The following is a 15,965-nucleotide window of genomic DNA, read 5'->3' as shown; positions in this document are numbered from 1 at the left end:
GTAGGCGCCCCCAAACACGTCAAAGGTCAATCGTCCTTGCTTGGACGAATTTGTGACGCCGGTTAGATGAACGAATTCAAAAATAGGTTAAAATTTTTTGAATTCTTTTGCCGGATTTGATTGTCAAGCGAGATGCCGCGCATTCATTCAAACAACGGTCGCGCTTTTACCGCCGAACTGATTACCTGTCAATATTTTTTACTTTATTGCCCTCATTTTTTGGATAATAATTTATTTTGATATTATTGAAATTCAAATCAATATTTCATTTGAATTATTTAAGCTCAATTGTTGAATAATTTCATCAAATCGACATCGCGATTTTCCCGATTTTCTCCCTTTACATTCGTCCCCTTAGGAACCCTCCGGTGAATTCCTCATTCATTTTCAACAAATCCTGGCCAGCGACCCTGAATCAAAAAAAAGCCGCTGTCCCCGTTGTTATCGACACGAGATCGCCGGAATGGTTTCATCGAAAGGCGATTACGCCGAAAAAAATCGCCGGCCGGCCTTTTCCTTCCTCGCGCTAATGGCCCGCCGACCCGGAGGGGATCGTCACCGTGGGATCATCGAAAAAGTTTTGCATTTTTCATCGCGGATCGGCATACTCGTCAGGCATTCAGTCCATTCGTTATTGTTAATTAATGGAGGAGATCCCCATGCAGGTGATGAAGCGTTATTTCATTTTTCTGCTGACGATCGTTTTATGCGTTCAGGCGGCCGATGCCTGGGCCGCGAAAAAGAAAAAAACCGACGCCGCGGAACCGACGGCGACCGCCCCCGACCTGGACGACCGCACCCTGAAGGGGCACATGTTTTTCCGTTCGCTGAACTTTCCGCTGGCGATCCCGACGACCAATGTCGGCGTCAATCTGGGCTACGCCTACGTGACGACCAAATTCAAGGACGTGCAGGATTTCCTCGTGGTGCAGGAGGACACGTTCCACGCCGGCGGCCTGGCGGAAGTAATGGACCTTGAATTCGCCTTTTTCAATCGGTTCAGCTTTGAAGCGCAATTGATCGGCCGGGCTTTGGCCGGCGCCGATGAAACCACGGCGGTCGTTTACGGCGGCCAGGGACAATACTCCGCGTTTTTCACTCCCAAGGTTTCGCTGGTGCAAAGCGAAAGTTGGGGAACGTGCGTCGCCCTGGCTTCCGATGTGATTTACGATCAAGGTGTTCAAAGCTCGCCGGCCATTCTGATGGTGCAAATGCTCAACAACATGCTCGAGATGCTGGAAAAAATCGAAAAGACCCAGCAGCTTCCCGATGAAGACGATATCCGCGATCTGTCCAAAATCAACTTGAAGGACGCCACCGTCACCCAAGACACCTTGTCGATCCGGCCTTCCCTGCTGATTGCCCAGACCCTGCACCCCACGTTCGGACTGCAGGCCGGCCTGCGCTACGATTACGGCATTCAGGAACACATCAGCGCCCCCGACGAATTCGAGATGGATGCCGGCGATCCGCCGACTTCGATCATGGCCGGAGTGACCGGCACCTTCGACTTCAACCCGATTTCCCGGTTGCACATGGGATTAAAAGCCGAATTCGATTATTCGCAAACCAAGGACGACGATACGACCTACGACGATATGACCTTGGGCGGCGGCATTTTATACACCGGGAGAAGAAATCTGGATCTGGGGGCGACCTTCCTGCGTGAAGAGACCAAATCAGAGGATGTAACCGAAGAATATCTGATTTTGTACTTGAACATGCGGTACATTTTCTGACAAAGCGCGCCCGGCGGATAAAAAGCTTGAAAAAAACAAAATTTTTTGTTGCGCCGGAGTACGCGGAAAATTATAATCATCCGGCAAGTGGGATTCGCAGGGGATTGGGGCGACGGCGGGACGCGATCGGCCTACCGATAAGAAATCAGATCGGAAAGTTTAGCCCCTCCTGAATAAAAAGCCTTAAGGATCGAACGGGAAAAGGACGGATTGCAATGTTGTGATCGGGGCGCTCCGCGAACGACCAGGAAACGGAAAATGTTATCGTCTGACGCCTTGACAATATTTCAATCCTTGTCCTATATGTGAGGAACAAGATTGGGGAGATTGACACCTCTTATTATCGAACGCTTAAGGGTAATCGCTTAAACCGTACCTTGGCGTTGGAGTATGTGCGTTTTGAAACCGGACGAAAAAGAGACCAGCCCTTTTAAGGCCAACATCCCGGAATCGGTATTTGAAGAGGCCTTAAAGGCGGTCGAAAAAATCCAGGCTGAAGTTCGGTCAGCCCCGGCCGAAACCGCAACTCCGCCGTCCAAAGCAAAACCCACGATAAAAAACGAAGCCGCCGCTAAACAGCTTAGCGATATCATGCAATTGCTGGATTCAAACGAAGATCGGAAAGCCGCGGCGTCGACGGCCCGTCCGGCAAGCCAGCCCGATGCCGAATTGGAATCCGATCTGCAACTGCTCTCGAACCTGTTGGAAGAAGAATACAACCTCGAGAAAGAGGCGGAGTTTTTCAAATCGGTCCTCTTCGACGATCTGCAAGGCAACAAGGCCAAAATCGATGAAAGCCTCCTGAAAGAAAAAGAAGATCAGATCCAGGTATTGATGGACCGGCTGTCCAAACTGCAAAACGAGTTCGAAAAATTCCGCCAGCGGTTGACCAAAGAAGCTGAAATTACAAAACGCTTTAGCAATGAAGCATTAATATTGAAAATTCTTCCCATTCTCGATAATCTGGAGCGCGCCATCGAACACGCCGACACGGTCGATAAGAATTCCGCCATGATTCAGGGCGTACGCTTGGTTCACAAGCAACTGATGGATGCTCTGATGAGCGCCGGAATGCAAGCGATCGATGCCATGGGGCATGTGTTCGATCCGAACTATCACGAAGCGATCACGACCGTGGAAACGGCGGAAATGCCGCCGAACATCGTGATCGCCGAGTATCAAAAGGGTTACATGTTGTTCGATCGGCTGATCCGCCCGACGCGCGTGGTGGTCAGCATGCGCCAGAACAACCAGAACGCGAAGACAGAGAAGCCGGCCGTGCCGGCCGCGCCAGCCGCACCGACTGGCGAAACCAAATTGTCCGAAGCCTCCGAATCGGGGGATGGAAGCCAGGGTACATAATCGGTTCCTTATCCGGTGAGGAAAGCGTTTGTCGTTGAGGAGGAAGACAAGATGAGCAAGGTGATTGGGATCGACTTGGGGACCACCAATAGCTGCGTAGCTCTCATCGAGGGTGGCGAACCGATCGTCATCGCCAATTCCGAGGGTTCGCGAACGACCCCGTCGATGGTCGCGTTCACCGACAATGGCGAACGTCCGGTGGGCCAGGTGGCCAAACGGCAAGCCATCACCAATCCGCGGAATACCGTGTACGCCGTGAAACGGCTGATCGGCCGCAAGTACGTCAGCGCCGAGATCCAGCATGCCCGCAAGATGGTGCCGTACAACATCGTCGAGGCGGAAAACGGCGACGCCTGGGTGGAAGTGCAAGGCCACACCTATTCACCGGCTCAGATCAGCGCCATGATCCTGGAAAAAATGAAGCAGATCGCCGAAGACTACCTCGGCGAGGAAGTGACCGAAGCGGTGATCACCGTGCCGGCCTACTTCGACGACGCGCAACGCCAGGCCACCAAGGACGCGGGCACGATCGCCGGCCTGACCGTGCTGCGCATCATCAACGAACCCACCGCAGCCAGTCTGGCTTACGGCCTCGACAAACGCGAATCCGAAAAAATCGCCGTGTTCGACCTCGGCGGCGGCACCTTCGATATTTCCATCCTGGAAATCGGCGACGGCGTCTTCGAAGTCAAATCAACCAACGGCGACACGTTCCTCGGCGGCGAAGACTTCGACCAACGCATCATCCTGCACCTGGTTGCCGAATTCAAAAACCTGCACGGCATCGACCTGAGCAAGGACAAGATGGCCATGCAGCGTCTGAAGGAAGCCTCCGAAAAAGCGAAGCACGAGCTGTCTTCCGCCTACGAAACCGACATCAACCTGCCCTTCATCACCGCGGACGCCAGCGGCCCGAAGCACCTCAACATGCGCCTGGCCCGCGAAAAGATGGAAGAGCTGGTCGACGACCTGATTCAACGCCTCGAAGGCCCCTGCCAAAAGGCCATGCTCGACGCCGACATGAAAACCACCGACGTCGACCGCATCATCCTGGTCGGCGGTATGACCCGCATGCCGCGCGTTCAGCAGGCGGTGCGCGAGATCTTCGGCAAGGAGCCTTACGGCGGCATCAACCCCGATGAAGTCGTCGCGGTCGGCGCGGCCATTCAGGGCGGCGTGTTGCGCGGCGACGTGAAGGACGTCCTGCTGCTCGACGTGACCCCGTTGTCCCTCGGCGTCGAAACCATGGGCGGCGTGTTCACCCGCATCATCGAACGCAACACCACCATCCCGACCAAAAAGAGCCAGGTCTTCACCACCGCGGCCGACAACCAGCCGGCGGTGACGATCCATGTGCTGCAAGGCGAGCGCGAGATGGCGAGCGACAACCGCACCCTCGGCCGCTTCGAACTGGTGGGCATTCCCCCGGCGCCGCGCGGCGTGCCGCAGATCGAAGTCACCTTCGACATCGACGCCAACGGCATCGTGCACGTCAGCGCCAAGGACCTGGGCACCGGCAAAAAGCAGCAGATCCAGATCTCCGGCGCCTCCGGCCTATCCGAAGCCGACATCGACCGCATGGTGCGCGACGCCGAGCACGCGCGCGAGACCGACCGGGTCCGCCGCGAACTGGCCGAATTGAAGAACAACGCCGACGGCCTGATCTACACGGCCGAAAAGAGCTTGCGCGAATACGCCGACAAGTTGTCCGACCGCGAAATCGACCAGATCGAAAACGCGATCTACGAACTGCGCGAGACGGTGAAGGGCGACGATTCGCGCGCCATCCGCGCCGCGATCGAGGAACTCAACCGCGCCAGCCACAAACTGGCGGAAACGATGTACGCGACGAGCTACGAAGGCACCGCGGTGGAAGACGAGGACTTCGACGCCGACTTCGACGAAGAATTCGACGACGGCGACGAATTCTCCTGATTCCGCGGCAAATAGACCCCAAACGGGGGCACGGGCCGGCGGCCGTGCCCCTTTCTCATTTGACGAGCCGGTGGCGATGCAAGACCATTACCGAGTGCTGGGCGTCTCTCCGACGGCGGACCGCGAAGCGATTCGCGCCGCCTATCGGCGATTGGTGCGCGAGTCGCACCCCGACCTCAATCAAACGCCCGTCGATTCGGCCCAGTTCGCCAACCTCACCGCGGCCTACCGCGTCCTCTCCGATCCGCTCAGCCGCAAGCGTTTTGACGCCTGGCGCCTCCTGTTGCTGGCGCCGCCCCTGCGGTTTTTCCTCCGGACCCTGCAAGAGCCGCAGGCGCGCCGGCAGCTCGCCGATCGCCTGAGCGACGGTCTGCGCACGATTTTCGCGCGGCCGGAGGAGCGCCTGGCCGGCGAGGATCTGACGCTGACCCGGACGATCGAATTCGCCGACAGTTACCGCGGCGGCCACTTGCCGCTCGTCTACGAACGTCGGGTCCGGTGCGCCACCTGCCACGGCTCGGGTCGCGCCCATCCGGAGGCCTGCCCGTTGTGCAACGGCGCCGGCGAAATCCGTTTTCCCGGCCTGGCCGGCCTGAAAAAAATCTGCCCGCGCTGCGGCGGGCGCGGCCTGAGCGGCCACGGCCGTTGCCGCGACTGCCGGGGCGCCGGCTGGCAAAACGAAAAAACGACGACGACCCTGCGCCTGCCGGCGGGTATCACCGACGGCACCCGCCTGCGCCTCAAGGAAAAGGGGCACCAGGGCGCCCGTCCGGGCAGCGACGGCCAGTTGTTTGTGGAAATCCGCGTTTCCGGCTCGCTGCATTTTTCCCGCCAGGGCGACGAGCTGCTGGCGGAAAAGGTGGTGCCGTTGTCGATCGCGTTGACGGGCGGCCAGATCGCGCTGGCGCTGCCCGATCAATCCGTGGTGGAACTCGATCTGCCCGCCGCGCTTTATCCGGGCCGGCAGGTGCGTTTCCCCGGCCGCGGCTTTCCCAATCGGGATGGCCGGCCGGGTGATCTGGTATTGACGCTGGAAGTCTCTTTGCCCGACGATCTGAGCGAAAAAGCGCGCCGGACCGTCATGCATTGGTTTGATGCCCTGCGGCACGGCCGCGAGGAGAAGGCAGCCCGGCTGGCCGAAGTCCTGACCGGCGCGTTGGAGTAACGACGATGCGGCGACGTTTCGATTTGCTGACCGTCCTGGGCCTGCTGTTCTGCCTGGCCGCCTGCGCTTCCGCGGCGGTGCCGCCGCCTCCGCCGCCAGCGGCGGGCGGCGACGAGGCCGCGGCGCTGTACGAAAAGGCCGAGGCTTACTACCGCAACAATTTTCAAGGCAAGGCGCTGCAGCATTACGTCATCGTGATCGAACGCTATCCGAACAGCGCGCCGGCCCCCGCCTGCCTGTTCAAAGCGGCCCGCCTCTACCAAGAAAAGAATTCGCCCGACAAAGCGGTCTATTATTACGAAATGCTCGTCAGTCGGTTCCCCGACAATCCCTATGCGGTCGAGGCGCATTACGAAATGGGCGTTTGCCGGCAGCAACTGCGGCAGTACGAATCGGCGGTCACGGCGCTGAACTACTATCTGAGCATCAACAACACCAAGCACGCCGATCAGGCGCATTTGGCGCTCGCCGACTGCTACGAGGCGCTGCAGCGTTATGCCGACGCGCTGCCGCAATACGCCGCCGGCGCGAAAAATCTCGACCGGGCCGCGCAAGTGGAAATCCTGAAGGACGTCCGGATCCTCATCGACGAGCACCTCGGCGGTCCGGACTTGCTGACCCTGCTGCCGCGGATGGCCGACGGCACCGTCGTCGATTTCACCCGCTACCGGGCCGCGCAATACCTGGTGAAGGAAAACCGCCGCGCCGACGCCGCCAAGCTGTTGCGGCAGATCAATTTCGCCAAGCCGCAGTACAAGTTCTACGAAAAGGCGGAACAGTTGCTGCAAACCGCCGAAGCGCCCGCCCCGCGCACCGCCGAGGCCGCGCCGCCCGCCGCGCGCGAAGCGGCCAAGCCCCTGGCGCCGGCGCCCTCCGAAATCAAGGCCGCGATCGGCGTCCTGCTGCCGCTGTCCGGCGACCGCGCGGTCTTCGGCCGCGAGGTGTTGCACGGCCTGATGCAAGGCAGCGAATTGTTCGGCGCTGGGCAAGGCGCCGCGTTCCGCATCGTGATCCGCGACACCCAGGGCGACCCCGCCGTCGCGGCCAAACTCGTCAACGAACTGGCCGACGATCCCGGCGTCCTGGCGATCGTCGGGCCGTTGCTCAGTTCCTGCGCCAAATCCGCCGCGATCGAAGCGGAAAAACGCGGCATCACCCTGATCACGCTGACCACGCGCGAGAACATTCTCGACCACGGTTTTTTCGTCTTTCGCAATTTCCTCACCGCCTCCGAACAGGTCAAAGCGCTGATCCGCTACGCGACGATGAACCAGGGCGCGTTCCGCTTCGCCGTCCTGTATCCCGACAACACGCGCGGCCGGCTGTACCGCGACCTGTTCAGCCAGAACCTCGACTCGACCCGTTATCGCCTGGTGGCCAGCGTCGGCTACAACCCGAACGAGACGGATTTTCGCGGCGCCGTGCAGCAGCTCAACGCCCACGGCCAGATCCACGCCCTGTTCATTCCGGACAATTCGCGCCAGGTCGCCCTGCTCGCGCCGCAATTGGTGTATTACGGCCTGAAGGACGTCATGTTGCTCGGCATCAATTCCTGGAACACCGACGAGCTGGCCCGCAAGGCCGGTTCCTACCTCAGCCGTTCGGTGTTCGTCGACGGCTTTTTCGCCCACAGCACCGCGAACGGCGAAGTGGCGCCGTTCGTGCAGCAATATCAGGATTCCTTTCACCAGCCGCCTTCCTTCCTCGCGGCCATCGGCTACGACACCGCGCACCTGGTCGCCCGCGCGCTCGGCGGGCATGGCGAACTGGACCGTGAGGGGTTCCGCCGCGAATTGCTGAAGGTTCACGATCTGTCGGGCGTGACGGGCGAAATGACGGTCGGCGAGGATCGCGAAATTCAACGGCATCTGTACTTGTTGCGCGTCGGCGGCGAACGCATCGAGGAACTTTTTTAACGATCGTGAAAGACGAACTGGCGGCCATTTTCGGACCGCGCGGCCTGCTGGCCGCGGCATTCGACAAGTACGAGCATCGACCCGGCCAACTGCGGATGGCCGAGTTGGTCCGGCGCGCCTTGCAGGAAGACCAGGTCGCCCTCATCGAGGCCCCGACCGGCACCGGCAAGACCATCGCCTATCTCCTTCCCGCGCTGCAATCCCCGCGTCGCGTCGTCATTTCCACCGGCACCAAGGCGCTGCAGGAACAGGTCATGCGCAAGGATATTCCGCTGGCCGAACGCATCCTGGGCCGGGAGATCCGCGCCGTGCTGATGAAGGGCCGGCGCAATTACCTCTGCCGCTACCGGCTGCACCTCTTTCTGCAGCAACCGGTGTTCGAGTCGCGCCAGGAATCCTCGCTGTTTAAAATCATCGAACGCTGGGCCGCGCAGACCGAGTTCGGCGACCGGGCCGAGATTCCGCAACTGCCCGACGATTGCGCCGTCTGGAACGACATCTGCTCCACGCCCGAAACCTGCGCCGGCCAGCGTTGCCAACACAACCCGACCTGTTTCATCACCAAGCTGCGCCAACGCGCCGCCCAGGCCGAGGCGGTGGTGACCAATCACCATCTGCTCTTCGCCGATCTGTCGGTGCGGCTCAACAGCGGCGGCGAGGGGCAGGTACTGCCCGATTACAACGCCGTGATCTGCGACGAGGCGCATCAGCTCGAGGACACGGCGACCAGCTACTTCGGCCTGAGCACCAGCTCCTACCGCTACGACGAATGGGAACGCGACCTGACGCGCACCCTGACCGCCCTGCATCTGATCGACACGGAAATCCCGCCGCTGCTGGGAAGTCTGCGCAAAATCCGCGACGGCCTGTTCGAGTGCTATCGCTTTCCGGGCGAGGAGCGCAGCCGGTTGACGGCGGAAAGCTGCACCCCGGAGATCGGCGAACGCCTGGTAGCCCTGCGCGAAAACGCCGATCGTCTGGCGGCGCGGTTGAGTTCGTTGGCCGCCGCCGGCAATTCGGTCGACCTCGAGGCGCTGGCCCGCCGGATCAAGGATTTGGCCGTCGCCACCGACGAGATTTGCATCGCCGACGACGCGGCGTTCGTTTACTGGCGCGAGCGGCGGCCGCGCAGCGTCATCCTGCACAAGGATCCGATCGAACTGGCGACGGCCATGCAGGACAGTCTCTTCGCCTTCACGACGGCGGTGGTGTTCACCAGCGCCACGCTGACCGCCCAGGGCAGCTTTCGCTACATCAAGAACCGGCTGGGCATCACTTTCGACACCCTCGAGGAAAGCCTGCCCACCTGCTTCGATTATCCCCGGCAGGGCTTGCTCTACCTGCCGACCGACATGCCCGACCCGCGCGAACCGGCCTTCGCCGAGGCGGCGATCGCGCGGATCGAACCGCTCGTGCGGGCGGCGGGCGGGCGCAGCCTGTGCCTGTTCACTTCCATCCGCAATATGGAAGCCGCCTACGAAGCCTTGCGGCCGCGCCTGCCCTATCCCTGCCTGTTGCAGGGCGAGGCGCCCAAACACCTGTTGCTCGAGCGCAAGCGAAACGAGCCCGCGACCGTGCTGTTCGCCACCGCCAGTTTCTGGGAGGGCGTGGACATCGCGGGCGACGCCCTGGGCTGCGTTATCATCGACAAGCTGCCCTTTGCCAGTCCGGGCGAACCGATCGTCGCGGCCCGCATCGAAAAGCTGACCGCGGACGGCGGCCAGGCGTTTCTCGACTATCAACTGCCGGCGGCGATCATCATGCTCAAACAGGGCCTGGGTCGCCTCATTCGCACCTCGGACGACCGCGGCGTGCTGGCCGTTCTCGACAGTCGGATCCACCGCAAGGGCTACGGCAAACAGATCCTCGGCAGCTTGCCGTCATTCGCGAAGACAAGCAAAATGGAAGACGTGTTGCGTTTCTGGCAGGCCTAGACCGGGGTTCATCCTGAGCGCTGTTCACCGCCACAAGGAAGGTCACCGTTGCGCGAATTCGAATGGATCGGGAAGGCGGCGGAATTGTTCGGCCGCGAACACGACGGCGCACCCGTCGGCATCGGCGACGACTGCGCCCTGCTGACCGGCCCCGGTCCCGTCCTGGCGAGTATCGATACCGTCGTCGCGGGCGTTCATTTCGAGCCGTGCCTGATGACCGCGCCGGACATCGGTTGGCGGGCGTTGGCGGTGGCGCTTTCCGATCTGGCGGCTTGCGGCGCCGACCCCGCGCGGCCGATTCACGTTCTGCTTTCACTGCAACTACCCGACGATTTTCCCGACACCGAGTTGCTCGGCCTGGCGGCAGGCCTGCGCGACTGTGCCCGGGAGCACGGCGGCCGGATCGTCGGCGGCGACACCGTCGGCACGCCCGGCCCGCTGGCGATCACCGTCACGGTGCTGGGCAGCGCTGACCGGCCCGTCTGGCGGCGCGGCGCCCGGCCCGGCGACCTCCTGGTCGTCACCGGCGAACTGGGCGCGGCCGGCCTGGGCCTGGCAGCCTTGCGCGCCGGTTGGGATGACGACGACGCGCGCCGTTGCGCGCTCGCCTATCGCCGCCCGCGAGCCCGCCTGGCGGCCGGTTTCGCGCTGGCCCGCGTCGCAACGGCCCTGATCGACATTTCCGACGGCCTGCTGCAGGATCTCGGCCACGTCGGCGCGGCGAGCGGCGTCGGCGCGAACGTCGATCTCGACCGGTTGCCGGTCGCGGCGGCGGCCCGCGAGGTCGCGCGACGATTGGGCGCGGACCCGCTCGAATACGCGGCCGGCTTCGGCGACGAGTATCAATTGCTGGCCGCCGTGCCGCCATCCCGTCTGGCCGAGTTGGCGGGCGAATTGCCGGACCTGACGCCGATCGGGGAATTCGTCGCCGGGTCGGCGGTCGTCGCGCGGCAAAACGGCCGGCCGGTCGAACCGCGCCGGCGCGGCTACGAACACGGCAGAAAAAAATGACGGGGAAGAAAGGACCGATCGATGAGCGCTTATGATCAATGGATCCGCGAGATCCTCGCGCGGCTCGCCGCCGGCGAAATCGGCGTGGACGCCGCGCTGGCCGATCTGAAGGATCTGCCGTACGAGGATCTGGAATTCGCCAAACTCGATCACCACCGCGGCTTGCGCAACGGTTTTCCGGAAGTGGTGCTGGCCCAGGGCAAGACGCCGGATCAGGTGGTCGCGATCGTCGAACGCCTGGCGCAAAAACAAAACAACGTGCTGATCACCCGCGCCAACGCCCGGCAGGCCGACGCCGTCGCCTCGCGTTTTCCCGCGGCGCTTTACGACGAAACGAGCCGTTGCCTGCGCCTGTTGCAACGGCCGATCGACCGGCGCGGGCACGGCGCCGTGCTGGTCGTCACCGCCGGCACCGCCGACCTGCCCGTGGCCGAGGAAGCGGTGCTTTCCGCCGAGATCATGGGCAACGAGGTGGCGCGGTTGTACGACGTCGGCGTGGCCGGCCTGCACCGCCTGCTGAACAACGTGGAAATCATCCGCCAAGCGGCGGTGCTCGTCGTCGTCGCGGGAATGGAAGGCGCGCTGCCGAGCGTCGTGGGCGGCCTGACCGACAAGCCGTTGATCGCCGTGCCGACCAGCGTCGGCTACGGCGCCAGCTTCAACGGCCTGGCGGCGCTCCTGGGCATGCTCAATTCCTGCGCCAGCGGCACACTGGTGGTGAACATCGACAACGGTTTCGGCGCGGCCTGCGCGGCCACGCGCATCAATCGCCTGGGATTGTGAAAGCCATGGGAAAAACGCTTTACCTCGATTGTTTCGCGGGCGCGGCCGGCGACATGCTGCTCGGCGCCCTGATCGATCTGGGCTTCGACGCCGGGCGGCTCGACGACCTCGCGGCGCGGTTGGGCCTGACCGGCGTCCGGGTGACCGTCACCCGCGTGATGCGCGGCGCGATCCAGGCGCCGCTGCTGCGGGTCGAGGCGCCGCCCGAACAACCGCACCGGCACTGGGCCGAAATCGACGCGCGGCTCGCCGCCGCCGAACTGCCGGCACCGGTCCGCGACAACGCCCGCCGCGTCTTTCGCCGCCTCGCGGAGGCCGAGGCCGCGATTCATGGCCATTCGCCGCACCACGTGCACTTTCACGAAGTGGGCGCCGTCGACGCGCTGATCGACATCGTCGGTTTTTGCCTGGCGATCCACGAACTGGAAATCGAACGGATCATCGCCAGCCCCCTGCCCCTCGGCCGCGGCCAGACCGACAGCGCGCACGGCACGATTCCCCTACCGGCGCCGGCCACCGTGGCGCTGCTCGGCGACGCGCCCGTCTACGCCTACCCGTTGGAGGTCGAAACCGTCACACCGACCGGCGCGGCGCTGATCTCGACCCTCGCCGCCGGTTTCGCGGCGGTGCCCGCCATGACCCTGCTGGCGGTCGGTTACGGCGCGGGAACGCGCGTCGACGCCGCCGGGCCGCCGAACGTCGTGCGGGCGCTGCTGGGCCTCGCGCAGACCTTGCCGGAAACGGCGGAAACGACCTTCACCATCACCGCCAACATCGACGACATGAATCCGGAATATTACGAGCCGTTGGCGCGCCGGTTGGAGGAAAACGGCGCGCTCGACGTGACGCTGATCCCCTGCGTCATGAAGCGCGGCCGGCCCGGCATCCTGCTCGAGGTGCTCGCGCCACAGTCGAAGCTGGAAGAGTTGATCGAAACGGTGTTCGTCCACTCGACGACGCTGGGATTGCGCTACTACCCGACCGCCCGCGCGGTTTGCGAGCGGCGCGTGGAAACGATCGAGGCGCCGTTCGGCAAGGTGCGGATCAAGCACGCCTACTACCGCGGCAAACTGGTGCATTCAAAACCCGAATACGCCGATCTGGCGCAGTCCGGCCTGCCGATCGCCGAGGCGTTGCGGTTGTTGGACGAGGTTAAAAAAGGCCGCTGATCGCCGCAAAAAAAACGCCCGAACCCGCCGGAAAGCAGGATCGGGCGTTCGCGTTTAATGGCCGTCTAATTCGTCGCGTCGGACAGCGCGTATTTCAAGGCGTCGGCAACGTTGCCGATGAAGTGCAGCGTCAGGCCCTTGCGGATGTCCTCCGGAATTTCCTCAATGTCGCGCCGATTCTTTTCGGGCAGCAGCACCTGCTTGATGCCGGCGCGCCGCGCCGCCAGCACCTTTTCTTTGATGCCGCCGACCGGCAGAATCTGGCCGCGCAACGTCACCTCGCCGGTCATCGCCAGATCATTGTTGACCCGCTTGCCGGTAAAGAGGCTGGCCAGCGCCGCGAGCAGCGTGATGCCCGCCGACGGGCCGTCCTTCGGAATCGCGCCCGCCGGGATGTGGATGTGCACGTCCACTTCCTCGAATTTTTTCGGATCGATGCCGAATTCCTCGGATCGCGACCGCAAGTACGACATCGCCGCCTTGGCCGATTCCTGCATCACCTCGCCCAACTGGCCAGTGAGGATCAGGTTGCCCTTGCCCTTCATCATCGTGGTTTCGATGAACAGGATGTCGCCGCCGGTGGGCGTCCACGCCATGCCGGTCGCCACGCCGGGCACCTTGGTCGCCTCGGCGACCTCGGGGAAGAATTTCTCCGCGCCGAGGAAAGCGGCCACCGCGCGCTTGTCGATCGTCACCTTCTTGACCTCGCCGCTGGCCAGCCGCTTGGCGGCGCCGCGGCAGAGAGCGGCGATGTTGCGCTTGAGGTTGCGCACGCCGGCCTCGCGCGTGTATTTATCGATCACCACGTCAAGCGCCGAATCGGTGATCTTGAAGCTGTCGGGCTTCAGGCCGTGGTTTTCCATTTCCTCGGCGATCAGGTGCCGCTTGGCGATCAGCTTTTTCTCTTCCTGGGTGTAACCGGGAATGTCGATGACTTCCATGCGGTCGCGCAGCGGGCCGGGGATCGTGTCGTGCACGTTCGCCGTGCCGATGAACAGCACCCGCGACAGGTCGTAGGGGATCGCCAGGTAGTTGTCGACGAACGTGTCGTTCTGCTCGGGGTCGAGCACCTCGAGCAGCGCCGAGGACGGGTCGCCGCGGAAGTCCTTGCCGACCTTGTCCAGTTCGTCGAGCATGAACACCGGGTTGGCGGTGCCGGCTTTTTTAATCCCCTGGATGATGCGCCCGGGCAACGCGCCGATGTAGGTGCGCCGGTGGCCGCGGATCTCGGCCTCGTCGTGAATGCCGCCGAGGCTCATCCGGACGAATTGCCGGTCCATCGCCCGCGCGACCGATTTGCCGAGGCTCGTTTTGCCGACGCCCGGCGGGCCGATCAGGCAAAGGATCGGACCTTTGACGTCGGGCTTGAGTTTGCGCACGGCAAGGTATTCGAGGATGCGGCGCTTGACGCGCTCCAGGCCGTAGTGGTCTTCGTTCAGAATCTTCTCGGCTTCCTTGATGTCGAGGTGGTCTTCCGAGAATTTCGACCACGGCAACTCGAGAATGGTGTCGAGATAGGTCTTGGAAACCGTGTATTCCGGCGACGACGAGGGGATGTGCGCCAGGCGTTTGACTTCCTTTTCCGCGGTCTTGAACGCCTCTTCCGGCAGGTTGGCTTCTTTCAGCTTTTTGCGCAGCTCGTCGATTTCGTCCTCGGACGAATCCTCCTCGCCCAACTCGCGGCGAATCGCTTCCATCTGCTTGCGCAGGTAATAGTCGCGCTGGCTCTTGTCCATCTCGCCGCGCACCTGCTGGTCGATGCGGCGCTTGGTCTCGAGCATCTGCAGTTCGGCGCTGAGCATCTGGGCGATGCGCCGGGCGCGAATCTTGACGTCGAGCGTTTCGAGGATGGTGATTTTATCCTCGACCGAGATCGACAGGTGCGACGCGACCAGGTCGCACAGCATTCCCGGCCGGTCCATTTCCTCGATGAAATGTTTGGATTCCTGCGGCAGCGCCGGGTTCTTGGTGATGACCTCGGTGGCCATCTCCTTGATTTTCGTGAACAGCGCGGCCATTTCGGCGTCGGCTTCCTCGATGTCCTCGGGGTATTCCAGATCGACGCGCATCGTCGGCGTCAGGTCGGTGAAGCGCACGACGCGGACGCGATAGAGGCCCTGCAACAGCACGGTCTTACCGCCCCGGCGATCGTCGGCCATTTTCAGGATTTTCGATGCGACGCCCATGTGATGGATATCGGCGCCGGTCGGTTCCTCGACCTCGGGATCGAACTGCGTAAAGACGCCGAGCAAACCCAGTTCGTGGTCGGCGGCTTCCAGGGCCTTCAAGGAAAACGACCGGCCGACCGCCATGGGCGCGATCGTTCCCGGAAACAACGTGGCGTTTCGAAGCGGCAACACCGGCAGGTTGGCTGGTTTGGTCTCTTCCGGTGAAAACAACATGTGGCGACTCCTTTTTCTACTCGCCTTGAATGTAATCATAATTATCGAATCCGACAACAAAAAAACACGGGTTACTTTTCGATCGCCACCGGCGGAAAAACAGGCGAATTCAATGAAAATCCGACCACTTCTTTGCTTTCCGGCCGCTTTCCCGGCCGATTTTCGCGCGCCCACGCGAAAACCTGGGAATCACCTCCGGCCCGGCTGGCATTATTTTAACACTTTTCAACCACTGATCACGATTCGGTCGCACCGCCGCGGCAAGAAAACCGCGCCGTCAATCTAGAATTCGGCCGAAAGTAGGAAGTGGATGACCATTATTGGAGGAATTAAAAGAAAAAGCGGAAGAGCCCGTCGTGGGATCTCCCGCCGTATTCATCGGCTGCGGAAGGGGGGACTTGAACCCCCATGACCGTACGGTCACTGGACCCTGAACCCAGCGCGTCTACCAATTCCACCACTTCCGCATAACTTGATAAACAGCAAATGCGCCTGATCTTTTACCGATCCGATCCGGACTTGTCAAGCTGAAAGATCGGCGCTTTCGCC

General features: G+C 62.0%; 10 protein-coding genes and 1 tRNA gene. 9 read left to right on the top strand and 2 right to left on the bottom strand.

The features are described from left to right. Nucleotides 1–659: 659 nt before the first annotated feature. The 9 genes from GX444_10070 (at nucleotide 660) to larC (ending at nucleotide 13,014) form a co-directional block, all read left to right on the top strand. Entirely contained in the window at nucleotides 660–1,739 is a 1,080-nt protein-coding gene (locus GX444_10070; GenBank protein ID NLH48935.1) for a hypothetical protein, read from the top strand. A 399-nt stretch (nucleotides 1,740–2,138) separates the two neighbouring features. Continuing rightward, complete coding sequence (gene grpE, locus GX444_10065; protein ID NLH48934.1) at nucleotides 2,139–3,101, top strand: nucleotide exchange factor GrpE; 963 nt, start codon at nucleotides 2,139–2,141, stop codon at nucleotides 3,099–3,101. 51 nt (nucleotides 3,102–3,152) lie between these two features. After that, entirely contained in the window at nucleotides 3,153–5,036 is a 1,884-nt protein-coding gene (gene dnaK, locus GX444_10060; protein ID NLH48933.1) for a molecular chaperone DnaK, read from the top strand. 76 nt (nucleotides 5,037–5,112) lie between these two features. Then, a complete protein-coding gene (locus GX444_10055; GenBank protein NLH48932.1) occupies nucleotides 5,113–6,201 on the top strand; it encodes a DnaJ domain-containing protein in 1,089 nt (362 codons plus the stop codon). 5 nt (nucleotides 6,202–6,206) lie between these two features. Further along, a complete protein-coding gene (locus GX444_10050) occupies nucleotides 6,207–8,117 on the top strand; it encodes an ABC transporter substrate-binding protein (protein NLH48931.1) in 1,911 nt (636 codons plus the stop codon). A gap of 5 nt (nucleotides 8,118–8,122) precedes the next feature. Then, nucleotides 8,123–10,051, top strand: coding sequence for an ATP-dependent DNA helicase (locus tag GX444_10045; GenBank protein ID NLH48930.1), 1,929 nt, complete (start codon nucleotides 8,123–8,125; stop codon nucleotides 10,049–10,051). Nucleotides 10,052–10,099: 48 nt separating this feature from the next. Then, a complete protein-coding gene (gene thiL, locus GX444_10040; protein ID NLH48929.1) occupies nucleotides 10,100–11,062 on the top strand; it encodes a thiamine-phosphate kinase in 963 nt (320 codons plus the stop codon). 21 nt (nucleotides 11,063–11,083) lie between these two features. Beyond that, a complete protein-coding gene (gene larB / locus GX444_10035) occupies nucleotides 11,084–11,845 on the top strand; it encodes a nickel pincer cofactor biosynthesis protein LarB (protein NLH48928.1) in 762 nt (253 codons plus the stop codon). Nucleotides 11,846–11,850: 5 nt separating this feature from the next. Further along, nucleotides 11,851–13,014 (top strand): nickel pincer cofactor biosynthesis protein LarC, encoded by a 1,164-nt coding sequence (gene larC, locus GX444_10030; protein ID NLH48927.1) that lies wholly within the window; start codon nucleotides 11,851–11,853, stop codon nucleotides 13,012–13,014. A 65-nt stretch (nucleotides 13,015–13,079) separates the two neighbouring features. On the opposite strand, the gene lon is transcribed toward larC, so the two are convergent. Together lon and GX444_10020 are read right to left on the bottom strand one after the other, a co-directional pair. After that, a complete protein-coding gene (gene lon, locus GX444_10025) occupies nucleotides 13,080–15,416 on the bottom strand; it encodes an endopeptidase La (GenBank protein ID NLH48926.1) in 2,337 nt (778 codons plus the stop codon). A gap of 383 nt (nucleotides 15,417–15,799) precedes the next feature. Further along, nucleotides 15,800–15,883, bottom strand: a tRNA-Leu gene (locus GX444_10020). Nucleotides 15,884–15,965 lie beyond the last annotated feature (82 nt).

Source organism: Myxococcales bacterium, from assembly GCA_012517325.1.
Lineage (GTDB): Bacteria > Lernaellota > Lernaellaia > Lernaellales > Lernaellaceae > JAAYVF01.
The sequence above is the reverse complement of the archived record's forward strand: the minus strand, read 5'-3'. Positions and strand labels throughout refer to the sequence as shown.

Coding starts and splice junctions, on each gene's coding strand:
- GX444_10070 (NLH48935.1), top strand. CDS start 660: ATGCAGGTGATGAAGCGTTATTTCATTTTTCTGCTGACGATCGTTTTA.
- dnaK (NLH48933.1), top strand. CDS start 3,153: ATGAGCAAGGTGATTGGGATCGACTTGGGGACCACCAATAGCTGCGTA.
- GX444_10055 (NLH48932.1), top strand. CDS start 5,113: ATGCAAGACCATTACCGAGTGCTGGGCGTCTCTCCGACGGCGGACCGC.
- GX444_10050 (NLH48931.1), top strand. CDS start 6,207: ATGCGGCGACGTTTCGATTTGCTGACCGTCCTGGGCCTGCTGTTCTGC.
- larB (NLH48928.1), top strand. CDS start 11,084: ATGAGCGCTTATGATCAATGGATCCGCGAGATCCTCGCGCGGCTCGCC.
- larC (NLH48927.1), top strand. CDS start 11,851: ATGGGAAAAACGCTTTACCTCGATTGTTTCGCGGGCGCGGCCGGCGAC.
- lon (NLH48926.1), bottom strand. CDS start 15,416: ATGTTGTTTTCACCGGAAGAGACCAAACCAGCCAACCTGCCGGTGTTG.